Origin of the sequence: Marinobacter salsuginis, assembly GCF_009617755.1 — a bacterium.
Taxonomy (GTDB): domain Bacteria; phylum Pseudomonadota; class Gammaproteobacteria; order Pseudomonadales; family Oleiphilaceae; genus Marinobacter; species Marinobacter salsuginis.
The window spans coordinates 1,436,180-1,459,883 of the sequence record NZ_BGZH01000001.1 but is presented as its reverse complement, the minus strand read 5'-3'; the positions used below and the strand labels follow the sequence as shown (position 1 = coordinate 1,459,883).

Annotated in this window: 21 protein-coding genes and 1 riboswitch; of the genes, 11 read left to right on the top strand and 10 right to left on the bottom strand. The window is 59.4% G+C overall.

Annotated elements, in window-relative coordinates; translation table 11 throughout:
* Positions 1–77: 77 nt before the first annotated feature.
* Positions 78–1,247 carry a nitric oxide-sensing protein NosP gene (gene nosP, locus GJU83_RS06735; RefSeq protein ID WP_069182789.1) on the top strand — a complete coding sequence of 390 codons (1,170 nt, stop codon included), beginning with the start codon at positions 78–80 and terminating at the stop codon, positions 1,245–1,247.
* Positions 1,225–3,486, top strand: a complete 2,262-nt coding sequence (locus GJU83_RS06730) for a hybrid sensor histidine kinase/response regulator (RefSeq protein ID WP_153634414.1) — start codon at positions 1,225–1,227, stop codon at positions 3,484–3,486. Before nosP ends, GJU83_RS06730 begins: the two co-directional genes overlap by 23 nt.
* 54 nt (positions 3,487–3,540) lie before the next feature.
* On the opposite strand, the gene GJU83_RS06725 is transcribed toward GJU83_RS06730, so the two are convergent.
* A complete protein-coding gene (locus tag GJU83_RS06725) occupies positions 3,541–4,218 on the bottom strand; it encodes a response regulator (RefSeq protein WP_136629888.1) in 678 nt (225 codons plus the stop codon).
* Between the two features lie 355 nt (positions 4,219–4,573).
* Between GJU83_RS06725 and GJU83_RS06720 the strand changes: the two genes are divergently transcribed.
* The 3 genes from GJU83_RS06720 to GJU83_RS06710 are packed head-to-tail and all read left to right on the top strand — an operon-like array spanning position 4,574 to position 6,964.
* Complete coding sequence (locus GJU83_RS06720; protein ID WP_083231722.1) at positions 4,574–5,527, top strand: ABC transporter substrate-binding protein; 954 nt, start codon at positions 4,574–4,576, stop codon at positions 5,525–5,527.
* Positions 5,524–6,300, top strand: coding sequence for an ABC transporter permease (locus GJU83_RS06715; RefSeq protein ID WP_069181983.1), 777 nt, complete (start codon positions 5,524–5,526; stop codon positions 6,298–6,300). Before GJU83_RS06720 ends, GJU83_RS06715 begins: the two co-directional genes overlap by 4 nt.
* Positions 6,293–6,964, top strand: a complete 672-nt coding sequence (locus GJU83_RS06710) for an ATP-binding cassette domain-containing protein (protein WP_069181982.1) — start codon at positions 6,293–6,295, stop codon at positions 6,962–6,964. The genes GJU83_RS06715 and GJU83_RS06710 overlap by 8 nt, the downstream gene beginning before the upstream one ends.
* Positions 6,965–6,989: 25 nt before the next feature.
* Here the strand turns inward: GJU83_RS06710 and GJU83_RS06705 are convergent, their stop codons facing one another.
* The 4 genes from GJU83_RS06705 to GJU83_RS06690 are packed head-to-tail and all read right to left on the bottom strand — an operon-like array spanning position 6,990 to position 10,702.
* Entirely contained in the window at positions 6,990–7,793 is an 804-nt protein-coding gene (locus tag GJU83_RS06705; protein ID WP_136629843.1) for a lanthanide ABC transporter permease protein PedC, read from the bottom strand.
* A 1-nt stretch (position 7,794) separates the two neighbouring features.
* Entirely contained in the window at positions 7,795–8,517 is a 723-nt protein-coding gene (locus tag GJU83_RS06700; protein WP_153633958.1) for a lanthanide ABC transporter ATP-binding protein PedB/LutE, read from the bottom strand.
* Positions 8,514–9,488 (bottom strand): YVTN family beta-propeller repeat protein, encoded by a 975-nt coding sequence (locus GJU83_RS06695; RefSeq protein WP_069181979.1) that lies wholly within the window; start codon positions 9,486–9,488, stop codon positions 8,514–8,516. Before GJU83_RS06695 ends, GJU83_RS06700 begins: the two co-directional genes overlap by 4 nt.
* A gap of 41 nt (positions 9,489–9,529) precedes the next feature.
* Positions 9,530–10,702, bottom strand: coding sequence for a lanthanide ABC transporter ABC transporter substrate-binding protein PedA1 (locus GJU83_RS06690; protein WP_153633957.1), 1,173 nt, complete (start codon positions 10,700–10,702; stop codon positions 9,530–9,532).
* Between the two features lie 163 nt (positions 10,703–10,865).
* Here GJU83_RS06690 and GJU83_RS06685 point away from each other — a divergent pair, with 163 nt between their 5' ends.
* Positions 10,866–12,089 carry a HAMP domain-containing sensor histidine kinase gene (locus tag GJU83_RS06685; protein WP_069181977.1) on the top strand — a complete coding sequence of 408 codons (1,224 nt, stop codon included), beginning with the start codon at positions 10,866–10,868 and terminating at the stop codon, positions 12,087–12,089.
* Positions 12,086–12,742 (top strand): response regulator, encoded by a 657-nt coding sequence (locus tag GJU83_RS06680; RefSeq protein ID WP_069181976.1) that lies wholly within the window; start codon positions 12,086–12,088, stop codon positions 12,740–12,742. Before GJU83_RS06685 ends, GJU83_RS06680 begins: the two co-directional genes overlap by 4 nt.
* A 12-nt stretch (positions 12,743–12,754) precedes the next feature.
* Here the strand turns inward: GJU83_RS06680 and GJU83_RS06675 are convergent, their stop codons facing one another.
* Positions 12,755–13,408: a pentapeptide repeat-containing protein gene (locus GJU83_RS06675; protein WP_069181975.1), complete on the bottom strand. Its 654-nt coding sequence runs from the start codon at positions 13,406–13,408 to the stop codon at positions 12,755–12,757.
* A 66-nt stretch (positions 13,409–13,474) separates the two neighbouring features.
* On the bottom strand, positions 13,475–15,328 hold the full coding sequence (locus tag GJU83_RS06670) for a methanol/ethanol family PQQ-dependent dehydrogenase (RefSeq protein WP_083231721.1): 1,854 nt from the start codon (positions 15,326–15,328) through the stop codon (positions 13,475–13,477).
* 366 nt (positions 15,329–15,694) lie between these two features.
* Here GJU83_RS06670 and pedF point away from each other — a divergent pair, with 366 nt between their 5' ends.
* The 3 genes from pedF to GJU83_RS06655 all read left to right on the top strand — a co-directional run bounded on the left by pedF (position 15,695) and on the right by GJU83_RS06655 (position 19,126).
* Positions 15,695–16,123: a cytochrome c-550 PedF gene (gene pedF / locus GJU83_RS06665; protein ID WP_153633956.1), complete on the top strand. Its 429-nt coding sequence runs from the start codon at positions 15,695–15,697 to the stop codon at positions 16,121–16,123.
* A 77-nt stretch (positions 16,124–16,200) separates the two neighbouring features.
* Complete coding sequence (locus GJU83_RS06660) at positions 16,201–17,157, top strand: substrate-binding periplasmic protein (protein WP_153633955.1); 957 nt, start codon at positions 16,201–16,203, stop codon at positions 17,155–17,157.
* A 193-nt stretch (positions 17,158–17,350) separates the two neighbouring features.
* Positions 17,351–19,126 carry a PQQ-dependent methanol/ethanol family dehydrogenase gene (locus GJU83_RS06655; RefSeq protein WP_153633954.1) on the top strand — a complete coding sequence of 592 codons (1,776 nt, stop codon included), beginning with the start codon at positions 17,351–17,353 and terminating at the stop codon, positions 19,124–19,126.
* Positions 19,127–19,186: 60 nt separating this feature from the next.
* Here GJU83_RS06655 and GJU83_RS06650 read toward each other — a convergent pair whose 3' ends face one another.
* The 3 genes from GJU83_RS06650 to GJU83_RS06640 form a co-directional block, all read right to left on the bottom strand.
* Entirely contained in the window at positions 19,187–19,972 is a 786-nt protein-coding gene (locus GJU83_RS06650; RefSeq protein ID WP_153633953.1) for an ABC transporter ATP-binding protein, read from the bottom strand.
* Positions 19,972–20,787, bottom strand: coding sequence for an ABC transporter permease (locus GJU83_RS06645; RefSeq protein WP_069181970.1), 816 nt, complete (start codon positions 20,785–20,787; stop codon positions 19,972–19,974). Before GJU83_RS06645 ends, GJU83_RS06650 begins: the two co-directional genes overlap by 1 nt.
* 66 nt (positions 20,788–20,853) lie before the next feature.
* A riboswitch (guanidine-I (ykkC/yxkD leader) is annotated at positions 20,854–20,962 on the bottom strand.
* A 193-nt stretch (positions 20,963–21,155) separates the two neighbouring features.
* Positions 21,156–22,187, bottom strand: coding sequence for an alpha/beta fold hydrolase (locus tag GJU83_RS06640; RefSeq protein ID WP_153633952.1), 1,032 nt, complete (start codon positions 22,185–22,187; stop codon positions 21,156–21,158).
* Positions 22,188–22,342: 155 nt separating this feature from the next.
* Here GJU83_RS06640 and glnT point away from each other — a divergent pair, with 155 nt between their 5' ends.
* On the top strand, positions 22,343–23,701 hold the full coding sequence (gene glnT / locus GJU83_RS06635) for a type III glutamate--ammonia ligase (RefSeq protein WP_153633951.1): 1,359 nt from the start codon (positions 22,343–22,345) through the stop codon (positions 23,699–23,701).
* Positions 23,702–23,704 lie beyond the last annotated feature (3 nt).

Sequence of the window (23,704 nt, the reverse complement as noted above, 5' to 3'; positions counted from 1 at the left end):
GCACTGAAGTCGCATTGGCTGCGTTTACGGATGCCGTAGAATCGGTGAAAAGTCATCCGTTCTCGGGATCTGCGTTTATGAAGCCAGCGACGACCCTGCCCGCGGTCCGGGTAGCGAGCTCCAGTGTTCGCGATCCGATGTTGGCCGCCACCAATCTCGCCAGCCAGCTCAGCCACGAGCACCTTGGCTGTGTGCTGTTCTTCTGTTCAGCGGAGTACGACCTGGGTCGACTTGGTAGTGCCCTTGAACACAGCTTTCCGGGCGTGCGCGTCTGCGGCTGCACCTCCGCCGGGGAGATCACCCCGGAGGGCTATGGGCGTGGATGCATCACCGCCATCGGATTCGACCGCCGCTATTTCGCCATCGACTGTGAGCTGATCCGCGAACTGGACCGGTTCACCCTGCAGGATGCCCAGGGCGTGATCGACGGCCTGCTTTCGACTTGCCGGGATGCCAGGCTGGCACCGGTCAAGGGCAACACCTTTGCCATCACGCTGCTGGACGGCCTGTCCAGCCGTGAAGAGCTGGTGCTGGCAACGCTCAACTCGGCCCTTGGCAGCATTCCCCAGTTTGGCGGTTCCGCCGGCGACGATGAACGCCTGGCCAACACCCATGTGTTTTTTGATGGCGAGTTCCATACCGGAGCCGCCACGGTATTGCTGGTGAACACGCCATTGGATTTCCGGGTGTTTTCCACACACCACATGGTTGAGCGTCGTGAAAAGCTGGTAGTGACGGACGCCTGCGCGGAAAGCCGCACGGTGTACGAGCTCAATGCCGAGCCGGCGGCCGATGCCTATGCCCGGGCGGTAGGTGTAGATGTTGATGCCCTGGATCGCAAGGTGTTCGCGCTGCGGCCCATGGGGGTAAAAATCGGCGGCCACTATTTTGTCCGCTCGGTGCAGCGGGTGAACCCGGACAAGAGTCTGACCTTCTATTGCGCCGTGGAAACCGGAATTGTGATGACGGCCATGGAGCCGGAATCCCTGCTGGACAGCGTTCGCACGCAGATCGAGGCGGCGGAGAAGGTCGTCGGGCCGCCCCTGGTCACTATCGGCTGCGACTGCTTTCTGAGGCGCCTGGAGGCAGAGCTGACCGGCGAGGTGGAGGCGGTCTCGGAGTTCCTCCGCCACCACAATGTGATTGGCTTTAATACCTACGGCGAGCAATTTGACGGCATGCACATCAACCAGACGTTTACGGGGGTGGTCATTGGCCAGCCTGATGTCCGTTCCGGACAAGATTGAAACACCCGTCGAGGGCGAACGGGACCGGCGGATTGCGGAGCTTGAGGCGGAGAACGAGCGCCTGAAGCGGATTCGTGATGCCCTGATTGTCCGGGTGGAGTCCGGTTCGGCCCATAAGCCGGAACCCTACGCCGCCTTCGAGCACTCGGTGGTGCTTGCCGAGCAGGTTCGCGAGCGTACCGAGGCTTTGAATCAGGCCATGGAACAGCTCAAGGGCAGCAACAAGGCCCTGAATCGCGCCCGGGAAGAAGCCGAAACCACCCGTCAGAGACTGAGCGACGCCATCGAGAGTATTGCGGATGGCTTCGTGCTGTTCGATAACCAGCACTGCCTGATCCAGAGCAACAGCCGGTTCCGCAGTTACTGGCGTCACGCAGGTGTTGATGCGCCAGGCCAGGGTACCCGGATTTCAGACGTGAAGCGGCAGGCGGTGGCTTGCGGTCTGGTATTGGAGGAACACAGCCATCCCGATTCTGAGGGCGTGGTGTTCCTGCTTGCCAACGGCCGCTGGGTGCAGGTGACCGAGAGACCGACCCGGGAAGGCGGGTTGGTCGTACTTTATTCCGACATCACCGATGTGAAGAACAGCGAAATGGCCCGCCGGATAAAGGCGCTCGAAGAGAGCGAGCGCTGGATCCGGGTGGTGACCGACCATGTTCCGGCGCTGATTGCGTATATCGGGGCCGACATGACCATCCAGTTCTGCAACAAAGTCTATGCCTCCTGGTACGGGCGCAAAGGCGAGTCGCCTCTGGGTAAACGGCTCAACGAGGTCCATTCGCCGGAGTTCTATCAGCGCCTGCTTCCCCAGATTCTCGATGTCATGGACGGCCACAACGTGACATTCGAATTCGAGGAGACCGGTGAGCAGGGTGAGGTGCGCCATATGCTGCGCTCCTATGTGCCGAACTTCGATGAGCAGGGCGACATCATCGGTTTCTTTGTACTGATCCGGGACATCACCGACCGCCGGAAGACCGCACTGGCACTGGAGCAGGCCTATGACAACCTTGAAAGACGGGTGAAGGAGCGCACTGCAGCGCTCACGGGGCTGAACAGCCAGTTACGTCAGGAGATCACCGAGCGGGCAGCAGTGGAGGCCCGGCTTCGGGATGCCAAGCTTGAGGCCGAACGGGCCAATCTCTCGAAAACCAAGTTCCTGGCGGCGGTCAGCCACGATTTGTTGCAGCCTTTGAATGCCGCACGGTTATTCACCAGTGCACTGCTGGAACAGTCGTTCGGTCCCAAGGCCGAGGGTCTGGTTCGGTCGGTCAGCACCTCTCTGGACGATGTCGAAAACCTGCTGGGCACCCTGGTGGATATTTCCAAGCTGGATGCTGGCGTGATCAAGCCGGATGTCACCGCCTTTGATCTGCGGGACCTGCTCAACAACATCGCCCGGGAGTTCCGGCAGATGGCCATAGCGGAGGGCCTGCAATTGGACTTTGTTGCCAGCTCGGCGATCGTGGAGTCGGATTCCCAGTTGCTGGCGCGAATTCTCCGGAATTTCCTGACCAACGCCATCCGCTATACCGGCAATGGCCGGGTGCTGCTCGGCGTTCGACGGCAAAAGGATCATGTGCTTTTGCAGGTGTGGGATACCGGCCCCGGTATTCCGGAGGACAAACTCACCGAGATCTTCCAGGAATTCAAACGCATCCGACCGGCAGGCTCACAACCCGATAAGGGACTGGGCCTTGGCCTGGCCATCGTGGACAAAATCTCCCGAATGCTGGGGCATGAGGTGACGGTGAATTCCATCGAGGGCAGGGGGTCAGTCTTCAGTGTTCGGGTCCCGGTGGGCAAACTGAAGCCCCGGCAACCGACGGCCGACCAGAACCGGGCCGTGTCTTTCGATAGCGGTCTGGGTGGAGCCCGGATCTGGGTGATCGATAACGACCAGTCGATCTGCCAGGGCATGCAAACCCTGCTCGAGGGTTGGGACTGCCAGGTGGTGACGGCGGTGTCCCTGGAGGATCTCGAACGCCAGCTCGATCCGGCCAGCAGTGCGGTGGACCTGATCCTGGCTGACTATCACCTGGACAACGATGAAAACGGGGTGGATGTGGTGGCGGAGATCAATGGCCGCCGGAGATGCCCGGCGCCGGTGGTGATGATCACCGCCAACTACACCAACGAACTCAAGCAGCATATCCGGGAACTCGGGCACCTGTTGATGAACAAGCCGGTGAAGCCCCTGAAGTTACGCAGTGCGTTGAGTCATCTGCTGAGAAGTTGAGATTGGAGGTAGGTGTCGGGTTACGGCTGCGCCTAACCCGACAAACACGCCACCCTACCGCTTCAGATACTGACTGAAATCCACATCACTGGCAGACAGAATCGCCTGCACCCGGTTGTGAACCCCCAGCTTGCGCAGTATCGCCGACACATGGGCCTTCACCGTGGTCTCGGCAATGTTCAGGTTATAGGCGATCTGCTTATTGGATTCGCCCTTGGACATGCGCTCGAGCACCAGCAGCTGGCGGCGGGTCAGTGAGTTGAGCAGCTCCGGTGAAATCGGGTTGTCTTCATTGCGACTACGGCGAGTATTGCTTTCCTTGCCGGTTCGGATGATGTCCGAGGGCAGGTAAACGTTGCCGTTCAGAATCTGCTGGATGGCCTCGGTCATCTGGGCCCGGGGCGAGGATTTGGTAATGAAGCCGCAGGCTCCATAGGTAATGGCCTGCAGTACCACCTGCTTGTCTTCCTCGGCAGAAACAATCACCACGGGAATAGTCGGGGCTTCGTTGCGCAGGGTGATCAGGCCGTTCAAACCGTGCATGCCCGGCATGTTCAGATCCAGCAGGATCAGATCCAGATCGTCATTTTCACGGGTAAGATCCAGGGCGCTGTCCAGATCGTCGGTTTCAATGATCTCGCTGCCTTCGAAACCAGAAGCGATAACACTGCTGATGGCCTCACGAAACAGTGGGTGGTCGTCGGCAATCAGAATCTTGTAAGCCGGCTCCATGGATGGGTCTACCTGTTTGTTTTCAGTATCGGGTATCTTTTCCGAATCATGATAGCGGTTTTCGGAAGCATGATGGCAGTTTTCGGTAGAGAGTGCGGCATCGAGCTCGTTCAGCATGGCGGCCTCCTGTGCAGAGAATCGCCGGAATCGGTTCCGATCCTCTGTTTATTATTGTGATGGTTTCATTACACGCCATCTTGGTCTCGGGTTGAATGCGACCATCGCACCAAAAAACAGGCACCAAAGTACTATTCTTGCCGGGCTATGGGCTTCGTATCGTGAAGCCATGTGCCTACAACCAACAAAAACACCAGTCTCCCAACCCTCTTTTGCCGATCGCTGGATCAAAAAGGGAGTGGCCGCCCTGGTGTGCCTTATCTTCAGTCTCGCAGGTGGTGCTCAGGCGGGGGAGAGGGCCTCAGAGCTACCCGTTCTGTCCGTCAGCGTATTGCAGTTCGGCACGGCCCATTGGGAGCTTGACCACATACTGCATCGGGGATTGGATCGGGAGAATGGCTACCGGCTGGACCTGAAACCGGTAGCCAACCTGCCGGCCTCCCGGCTGGCGGTCACCAGCGGCTCGGTGAATGGCGCTGTGGCCGACCTGCTGTGGGCGCAGTCCCGGTTCCAGGCGGGCACGCCCTACCTTTATGTTCCGTTTTCATCCCAGATAGGCGATATCGTCGTTGATGAATCCTCTTTGATCCGCTCAGTGGAAGATCTGCAGGGTAAGCGCATCGGCGTCGCCGGTGGACCGGACAGCAAGGGCTGGATACTCCTCCAGAAAGTCGCGCAGCGGCAGGGCATCGACCTGGAGGAATCCGCAAAGATCCAGTTTGCTGCTCCGCCGCTGCTCAGCCAGGCTCTAAAGCGGGGACAGGTAGACGTAATCGTCACCTACTGGCATTTCGCGGCCCGGCTCCGGGGTGAGGGTGGCTGGCGGTCGGCTTTCAGCATGGCCGATCTGCTCACTGAGCTTGACCTGGATCGCAACCTGCCGGTGCTTGGATATGTGTTTTCAGAACGTTGGGCGCAAGAGCATGGCCCCCTGATTGATGGTTTCGCAGCCTCCCTGCAACAGGCCAAAGCCGAGCTGTCGAACAGTGAATCACCCTGGCAACGCTTGCGTCCCCTGATGGGTAATCCTGAAGATGGCATCTTCACGGCATTGCGCGAGGGCTTCGTCGCCGGGACTCCTGCGCCCCAAACAGACCAGCGAATCGCGGACCTGCAGCGTTTGATGACCCTCACCGGCGCCGACCCGAACAACCTTATGCCGGCTTCTCTGTTTTACCGGAGCCAGCCGTGAAAGGCCGAGTCGGCCGCCCGCCGCTATGGAGCTACTGGATAGTTCTGCCCTCTTTTGTTGTGCTCTGGGCGATAACCGCCTGGCTACTTCAGTCGCCTCTGCTACCAACGCCCCTGAGTGTACTGGACACCCTGGCTCGGGAATCGGCGACAGGCGAGCTCTGGAATCATCTGGGCGCGACCCTCGCCCGTGTGTTGGTCGCCTTTATTCTGGCCATGGTTATTGGCACCGCCATCGGCATCGTGATGGGCCGTTCACAAACCACCAATGCCCTGTTCGATCCCTTGCTGGTGTTGTTACTCAACCTGCCGGCGCTGGTCACCATCATCCTTATGTATGTCTGGTTCGGCCTGGTGGAAGTGGCGGCCGTGATGGCCGTCGTAATCAACAAGGTGCCCAACGTGGCAGTAACCGTTCGCGAAGGCGCCCGCAGCCTCGACTACCGGCTGGAAGAGATGGCTACCGTATATCGTTTCACCCGCTGGCAACGATTACGGGAAGTGTGGGTGCCGCAGCTGTTTCCCTACCTCATGGCCGCCACCCGGGGTGGTCTCGCCCTGATCTGGAAGATTGTTCTTGTAGTGGAACTGTTGGGCCGCTCCAGCGGCGTCGGCTTCCAGCTGCACATGGCGTTTCAGGTATTCGACGTGGCCGCCATTCTGGCCTATAGCCTGGCGTTCATAGCCGTTGTTCAGCTGATCGAACTGGCCATCCTGCAGCCCCTCGAGCGTCGATCCAGCCGCTGGCGTCAGCCGGAGGCGGCCCATGCTTGAACTCAGAATCGCCGGCCGTGATTTCGGCCAGCCGGTGCTTGGCGAGGTGTTTGCAACCATCGACCGAGGCGACCGCATCTGCCTGCTTGGACCTTCGGGTATCGGCAAGACCACACTGCTGAACGCCATTGCCGGTCTCGACAAATCGGTTCCACAGGAGGCGGTTATTGGGCGCGACAAACTTCGGGTGGGCTATCTGTTCCAGGAGCATCGTCTGCTGCCGTGGAGAAGTCTGGATGCGAATCTGAGGCTGGTTGGCGCCAGCGAAGAGGAGGCCAAGGGCTTGTTACAACAGGTGGGATTGTCGGGTTACGGCGATTACCTGCCGGATCAGCTCTCCCTGGGAATGGCCAGAAGGGCGGCACTGGCCCGTTGCCTGGCCGTGAAACCTGACTTGCTGCTGCTGGACGAGCCGTTTGCGTCACTGGATCCGGTCATGGCGGGTGAACTCAAGGCGCTGATAGCCGGGATTCTGGATTCGCATCCGGATATGGCGATGATCTGCGTTACCCATGATGGCGGGGATGCGGAGATCCTGGCGAACCGTCTGTGGTATCTCGACGGCAAGCCCGCTCAGTTACAGTGGGATAGTTCGGTAGGCGAACCCGGGTTGGTCGACGGGCTGCTTGGCAGGCTTCGTGGCCTGGATTTGGCCGGCTCCTGAATCCGTGTAAGTCAGCTTTCGGGCATTATGCGGGCTTCCCGCCCAGTATTTTCGTGCGTTGCGGACGAAAGCCGGCTGTGGCAAAAAACGCCAGGAAAACAGTCACACCTGCGGTAATCCCATAAGCCATCGGATTCCACTCCAGATACAGGGAAAACCGGATCGCCTCCACCGCGTGGGTAAACGGGTTGAACTGGCAGATCCAGTACAGCCAGGGGCTGGCCTCGTTCATGCGCCAGAGCGGATAGAGCGCCGAAGACATGAAGAACATCGGGAAGATGACAAAGTTCATCACCCCGGCAAAGTTCTCCAACTGCTTGATCCACGTGGCGATCAGCAGCCCCAGGGCGCCCAGCATCAGGCTGGTCAGAATCAGCGCCGGCAACACCGCCAGGTAGCCCCACAACGGCGGCTCCACATCTACCAGCAGAGCCAACAGCAAAAACACATACACCTGCCCGATGGACACCACACCCATGGCCAGCAGTTTGGTGACCAGCAGGAAAGGCCGGGGCAGGGGACTCATCAGCAGCACCCGCATGCTGCCCAGTTCCCGGTCGTAAACCATGGACAGGGCACCCTGCATGCTGTTGAACAGGATGATCATTCCGCACAGCCCGGGGGCGATGTAGGTCTCGTAGGTGATGTAGGTTTCATAGGGCGGGATGATGGAAATGCCCAGCACCGCCCGGAAACCGGCGGCAAAGACCACCAGCCAGAGGAGTGGCCGGACCAGAGCGCTGGCAAAGCGGGTGCGCTGCTGCCAGAACCGGAGCCATTCCCGTGTCTGGATACCTACAAAACAGTGCCAGTAGTGAGCTGCTTTCATATCAACCGGCTCCGGTCAGGGCGTGGAAGGTTTCGGCCAGATCGCGGGTGCCTTCGGCGTCGCAGATGGCCTGGCCATTTCCGTCAGCCAGCAGTTGGCCCTGGTGCAGGATCAGTACCCGGTCGTCCGCGCGAACTTCTTCAATCAGGTGGGTGGCCCAGAGTACGGTCAGGCCGTCTTCTTCACACAGCGTTCGAACGTGTTCGTTGAGCGCCTTGCGGCTTGCAACGTCCAGGCCCACCGAGGGTTCGTCGAGCAATAGAAGCGAGGGCTCATGCAGCAGAGCACGGGCAATTTCTACCCGTCGGCGGTGGCCGCCGTTGAGCTGGCGGACGGCATCGTTTGCGCGCTCCAGCAGGTTGAAGCGTTCCAGTTCCCGATCACCCCTGGCTCTGGCTTCTTTGCGGGACAGCCCGTGCAGAGCGGCGTGGTATTGCAGGTTCTGGCGAACGGTCAGGTCCAGGTCCAGCGCGTTCTGCTGGAACACCACGCCGATCTGGCGCATGGCCTCGGCCGGCTGCTTTTTCAGGGATTGGCCGCCCAGCCGAATGTCGCCCTGCTGCAGAGCCAGAAGCCGTGTGAGCAGACCAAACAGGGTAGACTTACCCGCGCCGTTGGGCCCGAGCAGGGCATGAAAACGGCCAGAGGTCAGCGCAAAGCTGACCTCGCGGAGCACCGGCTTGTCGCCGTAACGAAAGCTGAGGTTGCTCGCTTCAATGGTCATGAGGTTGGATCGATCACTACACCCCACGGGTAGCGGCCTACCTTGATGGATTTAATGACCTTCAGGTCTTCCACGTCGATCACAGACACATCGCCGGACACGCCGTTGGTGGTGTAGAGGTGCTTTTCGTCCTTGTCGAGATCCAGCTGCCACACCCGGGCGCCAACCAGCAGATAGTCCAGAACCTCGTAGGTCTGGGCATCCACGACGGCCACGTGGTTGGAGGGGCCGAGCGCCACGAACGCATACTTGCCATCGGAGGTCAGTTCAATGCCCACCGGCTGGACCCGATCCTGGTTTACGCCGGGCACCTTGAACGACATCTCATGGATCTGCTCCAGGTTGTCCACGTCGATGATGTGCACGGTGCCTCCGATTTCGGCAGACGCCCAGGCAATCTTGCTGTCCCTGGTGAACTCCACATGGCGAGGCCGCTGACCTACGACGATGTTCTTCTCGATCTCGAAGGTCTCCGTGTTGATCCAGTGCAGCATGCTGGTGGTCTCGGAGGTGTTCACCGCCCACTTGCCGTCGGGGCTTACGGCCATGCCTTCCGGCTCGATGCCCACGTCGATCTGGGCCAGCACATCCTTGGTGTCGACGTCCACTACGGTCACGATGGCATCGTCTTCATTGGCGATGTACAGGTGCTTGTTGTTCGGATGCAACGCAAACTGCTCCGGATCTTCGCCCGAGGGCAGGGTGTCCACAATCTTGCGGGTGGCCAGGTCCAGTACCTGCACCGTGTCGTCGTCACTGGCGCAGATATAGAGCTTGCTGTAGTCCTTGGAGAGCAGGATGCCCCGGGGGCGCTGGCCAACATCGATGGTTTCGATCACTTCCTGGGTCTCGGTATCAATCACCGAGAGGGTGTTGTCTTTCTCGTTGGAGACATAGGCCACGCTGGCCAGAGCCGGTGTCGACAGGCAGATCATCGCGGCCAGGGCAGTGCGCTTGAACAGGGTTTTCATGGGGTAACTCCTTCTTGTTTTGAAAATGGGCAACCCGCGGGTCAGCCGTTGATCCGACACTCGCTCTCGGGCCGGTCAAAGCCGAGGGTGTCCAGTTCGGTATTCGGGTGCAGAAAGCCTTCGAACGGCGCGGTGGCCACCAGCCCTCTGGGGTGAACCAGGGGAATGGGCTGGCGCATCTGGCCATTCCAGTCCCGGAACGTGACTTTGCGACCCTTGAACGCGGCCAGCTGGAACTTGTCGCTGAACAGGAAGTTCCGGATCTCGCCGGGCTTCGCGGAATTCAGGTCGGTCACGGCAGTACCGATGGCGCGAATGGCCGCCCAGGCGGCGTAGTCTTCGCTGTTCATGTTCCGATCGGCCAGTTCGCGGAACCGGTTCTGCAGTTGCGCTGCGCCCCAGCTCTCCACTACCCGGTGCCAGGTGACCGGCGACATGCCCTGGGTGCCCATCACCGGGCGTGGCAGCCAGGTGTTGAATGGCACGTACTCGCCAAAATCGCCCCGCACATCGGCCACCACCACCGCGTCGTAATCGCTGGCCTGAGTGAACAGCGGCAGCTCTTTGGAGGCCGTGCGGCGGAGATCAGCGTCAAAGGTCCAGGGCTTGTCCTCGACAATCTCGAGTCCGAAGCGCTTGGCAGAGCGGCGGAAGGCATCGGCCCAGCCCTTATCGGCGTCGGTCGGCCCGGTAATCAAAAACACCTCATCCCAGCGTCGCTGATTCAGCCACTGGCCGAGGGCGTCCGTGAGCATGGAATAGCTGGGCATGGTGTGCAGCAGATTGACGTGGCACTGGCCGGTGCGTAGGGCATCGTCTTTGGCCCCGGCGTTGAAGATCAGGGTGTTATCACCGGCTTTTTCGGTAAGGGTTTTCAGGGTTGACGCCGGCGCATTCACCACGAACAACTCCAGGCCGTTCTCGCGCATGGCATCAAAGGCCGCAATAGCTGCTTCTTCCGAGTCCGTCACGTTACTCTGCATCGAGTAAGTCTGGCCCAGAAACCTGCCGGTGGTGCTGTTGTCGTTGATGGCCAGTTCTGCGCCCCTCAGGCCGGCGTCCTCAGGTTCCGAGATCACATTGGACAGCACCGGTCCCTGATCCGGCACCCACTGCAGATAGCCGATCTGCACATCGAGGGATTCCGCCTTCAACGGTGTTGCTGCTACCAGTGCGATCAGTGAAGTGGCCGTTGTCCGGGAAAGAACAGACATGGGTTTCTCCGGTTTGTTGTTGTGCTTCCAGCTTAGAGAAGGGCAAAAGCAGCGAAAATATTCAGAAAGTAGGAAAGTGGCGGTACTAAAGAACTATTCCGGTGAATTCTCCCGCCCTTAGCATGGATGTAGAGACGCTGTTTACTCGCAACGGATAAAAACAATGACCGTATACCGGAAGATTTCCCTGTTGATGCTGGCGGTTTTCCTGCTCGTCTACTTGCTTGGAGCGCTGCTCTATACCCAGCAGGCCCGACATGATGTTCAGCGGGAACTTGATGGCGTTACCGTTCTGGCTCAGAGTCTCGATAGCCCCGAACGTCTTCCCGGATCCGTTGTCAGTGGTCTTCGTCATCTGAGGCCGTCTGATAACGAGGAATCCGGAAAAGGCGGGGACGTGCCGGCCTGGTTTTTCGAGCTGATTGCCGGCGATGCCTCGCGGCCGTTGATTAACGGCTGGCAGGTTGATCCCGCCGATGAGGTGGAGGAAATCTGGGAAGGGTTCCTCCTGATTTCGGGCGCCTATGCCATTGGTATGGGCCTTTGTTTTCTTGCCCTGTTTTTCATCATTCGGCGCGGCGTACGTACTCTTGCCAGTCTGTCAGAGGCCATGGGTGCGGTTTCGACAGGTCAACTGACATCCCGGCTTCCCCGTCAGGGCGAACAGGAACTGGACGCGCTGGTTTGCCGGTTCAATTCCATGGCCGGGGCCCTCGAGTCGGAACAGCAAACGGTGAGCCGACTGCTTAACGAACTCCTGCAATTACAGGATCGGGAGCGCGAACACATCGCCCGGGTGCTGCACGATGATCTCGGCCAGTACCTGACGGGCATTCGGGCCCAGGCCCGCAGTCTGCTCTACGATCCGGACCTCGGTGACCGCCAGAAGCAGCAGGCCAGGGATCTGGCGGAACACTGTGAGACTGTCCAGAAACACTTCCGGCACCTTTTGCAGGAGCTGCATCCCCTGGTGATGGAACAGCTGGGCCTCGGCAGTGCCATTCGCCATCTGACTGAACAATGGCAACAGCTCAGCGGGCTTGAATGTCGCCTGGCGATGGACGAGCGCCTGCCCGATTTCACCGGGGAGCAGCAGACCCACCTGTATCGTTTCCTTCAGGAAGCCCTGAATAATGTTTCCCGTCATGCAAAAGCTTCCTGCGCCACGCTGGCCGTTGCCCGCAATGATAACGAGCTGAGCATCGAGTTGCGCGATGATGGCGTGGGCAATGATCAACTGCCCGGCAATGCCGGCCTGGGCGTGCGTTCCATGTGCGAGCGAGCCCGCTGCCTGGGGGGCGAAGTGAAGTTTCTGAGCCGATTGGGCGAGGGAACCCGAATCCGGCTGGCCGTGCCGCTGACTCCAGGTACCGGAGGTGTTTCATGAAACTGATGATTGTGGATGACCACCAGGTCGTGCGACAGGGCATTGCCAATCTGCTGCGCTCCATGCTGCCGGCAGTGGCCATCACCGAGGTCGACAACGGTCAGGATGCCGTGGCCCGCTATGGCGAGCTGCGGCCCGATGTGGTGCTGCTGGATATGGGGTTGCCGGATATCTCCGGGCTGGAGGTTGGGCGACGATTGCGCCAGCGCTGGCGGGGGGCGGCGATCCTGTTCTTTACCATGCACGATGAATTGCCCATGGTGCGTCAGGCGCTGGATGTGGGAGGGCTCGGTTTTGTCTCCAAGAGCTGCGCGCCCGAGGAACTCGCGGAAGCTGTGAAGCGGGTGGCATCGGGCCAACCGTACATCGAGCATCCGATTGCCACACGTCTGGCGATGAATCAGGAGCGGCCGGTCGATCACCGCCTCCGGGATATGACCCAGCGGGAAATGGAAGTATTGCTGATGTACGCCAGAGGGGAGAGCCTGGGCGGAATCGCCGAACGCCTGTGTGTCAGCAGCAAGACCGTGTCCAACCACCTGGCGGGGCTGAAAAGCAAGCTGCAGGTTTCGTCCTCCGTGGAGTTGATTCACCTGGCGGTCGATGCCGGCCTGATTCGCTATGGCCAACTGGAGGAAGCGAGGCGGGTCTGAGCCCGCCCCGGATCACCAATCAAAGGGGCAGGCGGTACAGCCCTCCATGTAGGTGCCCTCGAAGGTGGCGTAGTGGATCCGGCTTCCGGTCAGGTCCGCGTCCGCCAGGTTCGCCAGCCCCAGCTTGGCTTCCTGAAGGTTTGCCCCCCTGAGGTTGGCCCCCTCCAGATTCGCCTTCGGCATCCAGGAAATCTCGAAACTGCTGAACGGCATGGTGGCGTTGACCAGCGTGGCACCTGAAAAGCGGGAGAAGTCGAAGTTTGCACCGGTCAGATCTGCGCCGCTGAAGTCCGCACCCTGGGCAAACAGGTATTCGCCCTGCATCCCCTGTAACCGGGCATTCCTCAGTGACGCGCCCCGCATGCTGGCCCGGTAGACCTGCAGGCGGTATCCGGTGACGTTGTCGAGGTTCGCCCCGTCGAGGTTGGCACCTCGCAGGCTGGTGTGGCTCAGGTTGGCGCCCGACAGGTTGGCACCGCGGAAGTTGGCGGAGCGCAGATCCATGTTCGACAGGTCCACGCCCTTAAGGTCAGCGCCGGGGCAACGGGTCTCCCTTTCCAGTTTGCAGCCGTTGATGACCGGCGCCTGATCAAGGTCGGCCATGTAATCGCCGGCCAGCGCTGGTGTAAACGCGAGTATCAGTGAGGCTGTTATGATGGGTCTCATGGGTTCACTCCCGAATCGATCTTAAAAAGGGGCCTGGCGAGACGCCAGGCCCGAACCGGAGGAAAATTAGCGGGAGGCCTGTGCCCAGGAGGGCATCTTGAAGACCCAGAAAGACCCGCCCTGAGAAATGGGCTTGGTCAGCTCGGCCATGTCGCCACCCCACAGAGGAACCGCGCCGCCGTAGCCGGAAGCAACCCCGATGTACTGCTCACCGTCCATCTCCCAGGTAATCGGCGAGGAGATGATTCCGGAGCCGGTCTGGAACTTCCAGAGCTCCTCCCCGGTTTCCGCATCGAAGGCTTTCAGGAAACCGTCGCCGGTCCCGGTGAACACCAGGCCACCCTTGGTGGTCAGGACGCCGGCCCAGAGCGGCAGCCGCTCCTTGTGCTCCCACTCGATCTCACCGGTGAGCGGATTCATGGCGCGAAGGATGCCCACATGGTCGTCATACATGCGCTTGATCCGGAAACCCTGGCCCAGGTAGGCGGCGCCTTTCTTGTAGGTGACTTCCTCGGTCCAGTAATCCTCTTTCCAGTGGTTGGCGGGTACATAGAACAGCCCGGTATCCTGGCTGTACGCCATGGGATTCCAGTTCTTACCACCCAGGAATGGAGGAGACACCTCGATGGATTCGCCGCGGGTTTCGCCTTCAGCAACCGGTGGCGGGCGTTGCCCCTTCCGCTCTACAGGACGACCATCCTCTCCAATGCGTTCAGCCCAGGTAATGTTGTCCACAAACGGAAAACCTTTCTTGAATTCACCGTTCTCACGGTCGACCACGTAGAAGAAGCCGTTGCGGTCGGCATGGGCCGTAGCTTTGACTGTTTCGCCGTTCTCGTCGTACTCAAACAGCACCAGCTCGTTGTTGCCGGAAAAGTCCCAGGCATCGTTTGGCGTGTGCTGGTAGAACCACTTCACTTCGCCGGTAGTGGGGTCTACACCCACCTGGCCGGAGGTGTACAAATTGTCGTAGTCGGCAGGGTCACCGCCGGGGGATGTGCGTTTCCAGGTATTCCAGGGCGCTGGGTTGCCGGCACCAATGATGATGGTGTTGGTTTCCGCGTCAAAGCTGGCGCTTTGCCAGGGGGCGCCGCCGCCATGGCTCCAGGCCTCCACCTTGCCGGTTTCGGTGTTGGGATCATCTGGCCAGCTGGGCGCACGAGGGTCGCCGGTCGGCGTGCTCTTTTCGCCATTGAGGCGGCCGTAGTGGCCTTCAACGAATGGTCGCATCCAGACTTCCTTGCCGGTATCCGGGTCCCTGGCAAACAATTTGCCAACAACGCCGAACTCATCCCCCGAGGAGCCGTGAATCAGCAGGACCTTCCCGGTTTTTTGATCTTTTACCAGGGTGGGGGCGCCGGTCATGGTGTAGCCGGCTTCATGATCGGCAAACTTCTCACGCCAGACCACTTTGCCGGTGTCTTTGTTCAGGGCAACGATGCCGGCATCGAGGGTTCCGAAGAACACCTTGTCGCCAAAAATCGCCGCTCCGCGATTCACCACGTCGCAACAGGGGCGGATGCCTTCAGGCAGGCGGTGGGTGTATTCCCAGAGGCGTTCACCGGTTTTCGCGTCCAGCGCGAAGAGACGCGAGTAAGAGCCGGTAATATAGACCACACCATCATGAACCAGGGCCTGGGATTCCTGGCCCCGTTGTTTCTCATCGCCAAACGAAAACGACCAGGCCGGTACCAGGCGCTCGACGTTATCCCGGTTAATGGTGGTCATGGGGCTGTAACGCTGTGCCTTCGGACCAATGCCATAGCCCAGGACGTTTTCCGGCGTCTGCGCGTCATTGGCAATGTCGTCCCAGGTCACGTCTTTGGCGTGAACCTGGCTGGCGAGGCCGGCCGCTGAGCTCAGGGCCAGGGCCATTCCAATCCCGCGAAGCAGCGGATGTTTGCGTGTTTTGATGTTCATAATCTTTCCCCTTGGTTTTTGTTGTAACCATCGTCTTGCTCATGGCATCGACGCTCCGAGTATTGGCGCGTACCTGTGCTGGTGGCGACGGAAAAAGCCACCCGGGTTGCGGGAAAATAGCCTTAAAAATCGGGAAAAGTTCCCGAAACGCAGCCTTCATCATGAAAAGTGGTCAGTTTCCGGATTTTTGGCGGATGCCTCGTGCTTTGGCCTTCGCTCCGACCGTCTACTACCAAGGAACTAAGGCAAAACCCCCAAAGTGGCATTCGGATTGGGTTCCTGGATTCCTAGACTGGGGATCAGCAAGTTGGCATCAGACAAATCCAATAGCCAACCACGGGGAATCCAATAACAGAGGTAAGACCAATGGGAATGTCCTTTTCACTTAAAGCGATCATGGCAGCGGCCATGGCTGGCTTGGCCGGTTTCGCGATTGCGCACGGCAATGTCACACCACAGGAAGTGGATACGGGCAATCTGCCGGAGCTGGGCGACGAAGTGCGCATCGAAAACCCGTTCCGTGAAGGTAATGAGTTCGGCGAATTCAACGCCCAGGCGGCCAAAATCGGCGAAAGCGCTTATGCCGGTAACTGTGCAGCCTGTCATGGCATCCGGGCGATGTCTGGCGGTCTGACGCCGGATCTTCGGGAGCTGACCGAGTGGGACGACGAGTACTACATCGGTCGGGTGATGAATGGCACCGACCGTGGCATGCCGTCCTGGAAGAAAAGCATGGATCAGAATGCCATGTGGGCCATCCGCACCTATGTGGAATCCCTCCCCAAGCCGGAGTGATGAGCGCGGCCCCTGTCAAAATGAATGCCTGAATTCGGGTCGGCCCTGTGCCGGCCCTTCGTCGTTGGGAGAAAACAATGAAAATACTGTCTCGAATTCTTGCCTTGTTGCTGCTTGCCCAGATGGTAGTCGCCCAGGAGGTTGACGACGGCAACGAGCTGCTGAACCGACCGGCGGAGCGCACCTACGACATTATTCTGGATTCCGGGTACCTGAAAGTTGGCGTTTACGAGAATTTTCCGCCTTATTCCTACCAGGTTGATGGTGAACCCCGAGGCATCGACATCGAACTTGGTCGCCGGATTGCCGAGGAAATGGGCGTGGAGTTCAAAGTCCACTGGATCACCCCGGATGAAAACCTCGGAGACGACCTGCGCAACAACGTCTGGAAAGGGCATTACCTGGCCAAGCAACGACTCGCCGATGTGATGCTGCGGGTGCCCTACGATAAGACCTACGCCTATATGCAGGATTCCACCGGTGAGTACATCAACGAACAGGTGGTGCTGTTCGGACCTTATCAGCAGGAAACCTGGCAGATCGCCTACAACCCCGAAAAGCTCGAGAGCGTCGAAACCGTGGCGGTCTTTCAATACAACCCCATCGGCGTCGAGATCGACACCCTTCCCGATTTTTACCTGACTTCCGCGTTTGGCGGTCGCATGCGAGAGAACGTGCGCCATTTCCACAAAGTCGCCGAAGCGTTCGAGGCCATGCGTAGGGGCGAGGTGAGTGCCGTCATGGGTATGCGCTCGGAAATTGACCATGAACTGGCCAAACCCGAGAACGACGGCTTCAAGTCGGCCGGTAACGGCTTCCCTGGTATTGGCAAACAGGTATGGGATGTGGGCATGGCGATCAAACACACCCATCGCCAGCTGGGCTACGCCCTGGAAGCCATCGTCGACAGGTTGGTGAAAACCGGTGAAATGAATGAGCTCATGGTTGAGCAGAATCTCAGGTACAGCGTGCCGGGCTACTATCGGGCGTTTCTGGATGAACAGGCTATAGCAAGGGCGGAAGGGGAGCTCTGATGGTTCGATCGGTGTGCGCCGGCCTCAAGTTCCGGGGTAGTCGTACTACCAAGTGATTAGAAAACCTGTTCGGGCGAGCAATTGTTGGTTTTTTCCACAAAGCCAAGAATCGTATCAGAGGCGGGAAAAGTTCCCGGTTCGGCCTGAAACGAACTCAAGAGAACTGAAAACAAGAGACTTGGAGAGCGCAACCATGAGAACCAACAAGTTCGGGATTCGCATCGCGGCCAGCGCCCTGGCCATGGCAGTATCCTACGGGGCCCATGCGGTAACCGACGAAGACATCATCAACGATCACAAGACCCCTGAGGACATTGTCAGCTACGGCATGGGTACCCAGGGACAGCGCTACAGCATCCTGGAAGATCTGAACACCAAAAACGTCCAGTATCTGCAACCGGCCTGGGCTTTCTCCTTCGGCAGCGAAAAAATGCGCGGCCAGGAATCCCAGCCGCTGGTCAAGGACGGCGTAATGTACGTGACCGCTTCCTACTCCCGCATCTACGCCATCGATGCCAAAACCGGCGAAGAGATCTGGCAGTACGATGCCCGTCTGCCGGACGGCATCATGCCTTGCTGCGACGTTGTTAACCGTGGTGCCGCCATCTACGGCGACAAAATCATTTTCGGAACCCTGGACGCGAAACTGGTGGCCCTGAACAAGGACACCGGCAAGCCGATGTGGATCAAGAAGGTGGCTGACTACCAGGCCGGCTACGCGATCACCGCGGCGCCCCTGGTCGTCAAGGGCAAGGTGATTACCGGCGTTTCCGGTGGTGAATTCGGGATTGTCGGCAAGGTTGAAGCCTACGACGCCAATACCGGCGATCTGGTCTGGACCCGTCCTACCGTTGAAGGTCACATGGGCTACGTCTACAAGGACGGCAAGAAGATCGAAAACGGTATTTCCGGTGGCAAAGCCGGCGTAACTTGGCCCGGCGAAATGTGGAAGAACGGTGGCGCGGCAACCTGGCTGGGTGGCACCTACGATCCGGACACGGATTCCCTGTTCTTCGGTACCGGTAACCCGGCTCCCTGGAACTCACACCTGCGCCCGGGTGACAACCTGTTCTCCTCAAGCCGCCTGGCGATTGATCCGGACGATGGCAGCATCAAGTGGCACTTCCAGACCACGCCGAACGATGGCTGGGATTATGACGGTGTCAACGAGCTGATCTCCTTCGACTACGAAGAAAACGGCAAAACCGTCAAAGCGGCGGCCACGGCGGACCGTAACGGCTTCTTCTATGTTCTGAACCGTGAGAACGGCGACTTTATTCGCGGCTTCCCGTTCGTGGACAAGATCACCTGGGCGAAAGGCCTGGATCCCGAGACCGGTCGTCCCATATACACCGAAGGCGGTCGTCCGGGTAACCCGGCTGATATGGACGGCAAAAAAGGTGAAACCGTTGTAGCGCAGCCCGCGTTCCTGGGCGGAAAGAACTGGATGCCCATGGCCTTCAGTCAGCAGACCGGCCTGTTCTACGTGCCCTCCAATGAGTGGTCCATGGATATCTGGAATGAGCCGGTATCCTACAAGAAAGGCGCTGCGTTCCTCGGTGCAGGCTTTACCATCAAGCCGGCCAACGATGAATACATTGGTGTACTTCGGGCCATGGATCCGAAAACCGGTGAGGAAGTGTGGCGTTACGAGAACACCGCTCCGCTGTGGGGTGGCGTGATGACCACGGCCGGTGGTCTGGTATTCACCGGTACTCCTGAGGGCCATCTGAAGGCATTCGACGCCAAGACGGGCGAAGAACTTTACCGCTTCAACACCGGTTCCGGTGTGGTAGGCACGCCTGTCACCTGGACCATGGACGGCGAACAGTACGTCTCTGTAGCTTCCGGCTGGGGCGGTGCGGTTCCGCTCTGGGGTGGCGAAGTCGCCAAGGTGGTGAAGGACTTCAACCAGGGCGGTATGGTCTGGACTTTCAAACTGCCGAAGGATCGGGTTGCCAGCAACTGATCCGGACAGAAGTAAAAAGGTCGCCTTCGGGCGACCTTTTTTATTTGGCTGGCATCATCATCAGGCCGCCTGATTCCGGGCTGTCTCACTGACCGACTCGTGAATGTCCTCGAACAGTTTTCGGTCTGTCTGGCCGATCGGCAAGTCGTAGGTGATGGTGGCCCCGAACGCCTGTGGGTCGTGAGGGTCGTTTCGCACCTTGTCGAACACCAGCAGCCGGGTACCCAGGTAAAAACCTTCCTTCAGATCGTGGGTCACCATGAAGATGGTGGTGCCGGTTTCCTGCCACAGCTTCAGCAGCAGGTCGTGCATGTCGCCCCGGATGCCGGGATCCAGCGCACCAAAGGGTTCGTCCAGCAGGAGTACCCGTGGCCGCATGATCAGGGACTGGGCGATTGCCAGGCGCTGCTGCATGCCGCCGGAGAGTTCGTGGGGCCACTTATGGGCAGACGGGCTCAGGCCTACGGACTCCAGCATCGCATCTACCTTTTCAAGCGCCTCCTTGCGGGCGCCTCCGAACAGTTTGCCCAGCCAGGGTTTCTGTTCCAGTTCCAGGCCCATCAGCACGTTCTGGCGCACGGTCAGGTGGGGGAATACTGAGTAGCGCTGGAATACGATGCCCCGGTTGCGGTCGGGTTCCCCGGGAAAGGCCTCCCCTTCCAGCAGCAGTTCGCCACGGGTCTGGGTTTCCTGGCCCAGCAGCATTTTCAGAAAGGTGGATTTGCCGCAACCGGAGGCGCCCACCAGGGTGCAGAACTCCCCCTGTTTCACGCTCAGGCTGAGGTTTTCTAGAACCACCTGGTCGCCGTATTCTTTCCAGAGTTTGTTGACGGTAATAAAGCTCATCAGTGGCCTCCTGCGTTGTACCAGGGGAACAGTCTGCGATTGGCAAGGCGCAGACACTGGTCGATGACGATGGCGAGAATGGTGATCCAGATGACATAGGGCAGGATTACGTCCATGGCCAGGTAGCGCCGAACCAGGAAAATCCGGTAACCCAGGCCTTCGGTGGAGGCAATAGCTTCGGCGGCAATCAGGAACAGCCAGGCCGGCCCAAGACTCAGGCGCACGGCGTCAATCAGGCGTGGCAGCACCTGAGGCAAGGCCATCCGGGTGATCACCTGCCAGGAGTTGGCGCCCAGGGTCTGGATCTTGATCAGTTGCTCTCCGGGAAGCTCGCGCACGCGCTGGGCAACATCCCGCATCATGATGGGCGCGGTACCAATCACGATCAGCATGACTTTGGAAAGCTCGCCCAGCCCGAACACAATGAAAAGGATGGGTAATATCGCCAGCGGCGGCACCATGGACAGTGCCGAAACCAGAGGCGCCAGGTTGGCCCTGACCAGTGGCAGTACGCCATTGAGAATGCCGACCACCAACGCCAGCAAGGCGGCGATGCCGACGCCCATCCCGAGGCGTGCCAGGCTGGCAGTGGTGTCCTGTACCATCAGGTAATCACCGCTACGGCGGTCTTCCTGGAACGCCATGCGTTCCACGGCGGCAGTCATCTGCTCAAGGCCGGGAAGGAGTTTGTCGTTGGGGTTCTCCGCCAGGCGCTCCTGGGAGGCGAGGCTGTAGATGAGCATGATCAACAGGAAGGGAAGCAAGCCCAGCAGCGTGGCGGACACTCGCCCGGGGTGATGGTTGATCATTCGCATGAATCGTCTCCTCTGGTTACACAACACGGCAAGGTCATCGCGGGTAACAGCGTCCCTTGCGATTCAGTCTCCCGGGCTTTTGTCCCGCCGTGTAACCTCCCCAGAGGTCGGTAACTCTCGGACCAGCCATCCGGGAATCTTGACTGCCCGGACCGGAACCCTAGTCACCCATTGTTTCCGTCGTGTTCGCCGCTTGGTCTGCGGTGTTGTGAACAGTGCTGTAAACGGATCGGGGTTTTGAAAACCGTTAGTCCGATACAGTGCAGATGGCATGCCATATTCTGGAAGAGGGCGGAAACGGGTCATTCCTGCAAATGCCTCGGCAAAAATGTGCACCGGGTTGGTGCATTGCAGGTTCGGGTGTTCAATCATGATGCCTCTCCCGAAAGTAGGGCACGGGCAGCCGCGAGGACGCGATCATGGCTGGCGGACTCCCGGCCGGCGCCACCTGCGATGTGGCCCCAGTTCGACTTCAACGGCTCCACGGTTGCGCCGGGCATCCGGCTGCCATCCTCGCGGGCGTCGTCTTCGGTAAAGTAGAGATCGGTCGTGCTGGGCATCATCCGGGTGTGCATGACGATGGCAGAAAGGGCCGCTTCGTAATCTCTGCCAAATATGGGGTTGTCGCTGATATCGCCCTTTTGCCAGGTGTCCAGCACGGTGAGCAGATCATTGGCGTCCTGGCCCAGATGATCCTTTTCCCAGAAATCCAGCAGCTCTTCAATCGAGTTGAACCCCTGGTTGCGCCAGAGCTCGTGTCGGAAGAACGTCTGGGAATAGGCCCAGCCGGCGTATACCCGGCCGAAGGCTCGTAGTCCGCGCTCAGGTGGTGTGCGGTAGCGGCCACCCTCATAGGTTTGGTCGCAGGTCAGGGCCGCTTTTACACCCTCCAGAAATACCCGGTTATGGGGATAGCACCTTGCGGTGCAGCAGGTGGCCAGCACCGCGCGGACCTGACCAGGGAACAGGCAGCCCCATTGCAGCGCCTGCATCCCGCTCATGGACCAGCCCATCACCAGTGCAATGCCGGCGTCGTCAAAGGCCTCCTCCACCAATCGCTTTTGTAGCATCACGTTGTCGTATAAGGACACCGCGGGAAAGTCGGGGCCGCCCTGTTCACCGGAAGTATTCGAGGGAGAGGATGATTCACCGGCGCCCAACAGGGAGGGAATGACGATGCAGTAATGCTCCGGATCCAGTGGGCTGTTATTCCCGACCCACGGGTAATTACCCGCCGCTGCACCACCGTAGTACGTCGGCAGTAGAATCAGGTTGTCTTTTGGTGCATTCAGCTCGCCGATCCGGTGGTACCGCAATCTTGCTGAGTAAAGCGTTTCGCCGGAGGTCAGGGGCAGGTCTCCCGCCTCAAAATCCTCTATAAGCCATTGCTTCGACGTCATTTTGTCCTCGCTTTCAGGCTGGCTGGTGGCCTGAAGTTTCTCGCTTTCGCTCTTATATATACACGCTGGCATGTATGTTGAATGGCAAAAACCAAGAAAGAAATGTGCCAGAACCCCAACTGATTGCCCGCATGCCGGGCCGGAGAGAAAGCAGGATGACGGAATTGACCAATACCCAGGCCCTGAAAGAGAAACTCAGCGAGGCGGGCGTGAAATACGCCATTGCCAGCTATGTGGATATCCACGGTGTGACCAAGGGCAAGTTCGTGCCGTTGGCCCATCTGGGGCAAATGATGGAAGGCTCGGAGCTCTACACCGGCGCTGCCCTGGATGGCGTGCCCCAGGATATCTCTGACGACGAGGTTGCCTCCATGCCGGATCCAGAAGGGCTGGCGATTTGCCCCTGGAATCGGCAACTGGCATGGTTCCCCTGCAATTTGTTCCTGAACGGAGAGCCATTTGAGGCCTGTTCCCGGAATATTCTCCGGCGCCAGCTGAGCGCTGCGGCTGATATGGGGTATCGCTTCAACCTGGGCATCGAGACCGAGTTCTTCCTGTTCCGGGATACCGAAGATGGCGGGTTTGCCCCGCTGAGTGACCGTGACAACCTCGGCAAGCCCTGTTACGACCCAAGAACCCTCATGGACAATCTGCCCATTATGGATGAACTGGTGGATGCCATGAACGAGCTGGGCTGGGACGTGTACTCGTTTGATCACGAAGACGCCAACGGCCAGTTCGAGACCGACTTCAAATACGCCGACGCCCTGACCATGTCCGATCGCCTGGTGTTCTTCCGGATGATGGCGAACGAGATTGCCCGCAAACACGGCGCTTTCGCCAGCTTCATGCCCAAGCCCTTTGCCGACCGCACGGGCAGTGGTGCCCACTACAACATGTCGCTGGCGGATCTGAAAACTGGCGAGAACCTGTTTGAGCCAAAAGGCGACGACCTGCACAACTGCGGCATCAGCAAGATCGCCTATCACTTTACCGCAGGTGTGCTGAAACATGGCGCTGCCATCAGTGCCGTGATCGCGCCGACCGTAAACAGTTACAAACGGCTGGTGCGCCAGGGCAGCATGTCCGGTTCCACCTGGGCGCCCGTGTTCATGTGCTATGGCTCCAACAACCGCACCAACATGATCCGCATCCCCGGCATGGGTGGGCGCATCGAGTGCCGTGCGGCCGACATTGCCTGCAACCCTTACCTTGGCAGTGCCCTGATACTGGCCGCAGGCCTGGAAGGCATCCGTGAGGGCCTGGATGCGGGCGCACCCCACCACGAGAATATGTACAACTACAGCGATGCCGAGATCGCCGGGCAGGGCATTGAGTATCTGCCCCGGAACCTGGGCGAGGCGGTGGAGGCATTCGAGGCCGATCCGCTGGCCAAAGAAGTCTTCGGTGACGCCATGTTCGAAAGCTTCGTGGACTTCAAGAAAGCCGAGTGGGAGAGCTATCAGAACCACGTATCTTCCTGGGAGGTGGATCGTTACCTGAAAATGTTCTGATAG

Bases quoted from the DNA above. Each gene is read 5' to 3' on its own strand.
- nosP (WP_069182789.1), top strand. From the start codon at position 78: ATGAAGCCAGCGACGACCCTGCCCGCGGTCCGGGTAGCGAGCTCCAGT.
- GJU83_RS06730 (WP_153634414.1), top strand. From the start codon at position 1,225: ATGTCCGTTCCGGACAAGATTGAAACACCCGTCGAGGGCGAACGGGAC.
- GJU83_RS06725 (WP_136629888.1), bottom strand. From the start codon at position 4,218: ATGGAGCCGGCTTACAAGATTCTGATTGCCGACGACCACCCACTGTTT.
- GJU83_RS06710 (WP_069181982.1), top strand. From the start codon at position 6,293: ATGCTTGAACTCAGAATCGCCGGCCGTGATTTCGGCCAGCCGGTGCTT.
- GJU83_RS06705 (WP_136629843.1), bottom strand. From the start codon at position 7,793: ATGAAAGCAGCTCACTACTGGCACTGTTTTGTAGGTATCCAGACACGG.
- GJU83_RS06700 (WP_153633958.1), bottom strand. From the start codon at position 8,517: ATGACCATTGAAGCGAGCAACCTCAGCTTTCGTTACGGCGACAAGCCG.
- GJU83_RS06695 (WP_069181979.1), bottom strand. From the start codon at position 9,488: ATGAAAACCCTGTTCAAGCGCACTGCCCTGGCCGCGATGATCTGCCTG.
- GJU83_RS06690 (WP_153633957.1), bottom strand. From the start codon at position 10,702: ATGTCTGTTCTTTCCCGGACAACGGCCACTTCACTGATCGCACTGGTA.
- GJU83_RS06685 (WP_069181977.1), top strand. From the start codon at position 10,866: ATGACCGTATACCGGAAGATTTCCCTGTTGATGCTGGCGGTTTTCCTG.
- GJU83_RS06680 (WP_069181976.1), top strand. From the start codon at position 12,086: ATGAAACTGATGATTGTGGATGACCACCAGGTCGTGCGACAGGGCATT.
- GJU83_RS06675 (WP_069181975.1), bottom strand. From the start codon at position 13,408: ATGAGACCCATCATAACAGCCTCACTGATACTCGCGTTTACACCAGCG.
- GJU83_RS06670 (WP_083231721.1), bottom strand. From the start codon at position 15,328: ATGAACATCAAAACACGCAAACATCCGCTGCTTCGCGGGATTGGAATG.
- pedF (WP_153633956.1), top strand. From the start codon at position 15,695: ATGGGAATGTCCTTTTCACTTAAAGCGATCATGGCAGCGGCCATGGCT.
- GJU83_RS06660 (WP_153633955.1), top strand. From the start codon at position 16,201: ATGAAAATACTGTCTCGAATTCTTGCCTTGTTGCTGCTTGCCCAGATG.
- GJU83_RS06655 (WP_153633954.1), top strand. From the start codon at position 17,351: ATGAGAACCAACAAGTTCGGGATTCGCATCGCGGCCAGCGCCCTGGCC.
- GJU83_RS06650 (WP_153633953.1), bottom strand. From the start codon at position 19,972: ATGAGCTTTATTACCGTCAACAAACTCTGGAAAGAATACGGCGACCAG.
- GJU83_RS06645 (WP_069181970.1), bottom strand. From the start codon at position 20,787: ATGCGAATGATCAACCATCACCCCGGGCGAGTGTCCGCCACGCTGCTG.
- GJU83_RS06640 (WP_153633952.1), bottom strand. From the start codon at position 22,187: ATGACGTCGAAGCAATGGCTTATAGAGGATTTTGAGGCGGGAGACCTG.
- glnT (WP_153633951.1), top strand. From the start codon at position 22,343: ATGACGGAATTGACCAATACCCAGGCCCTGAAAGAGAAACTCAGCGAG.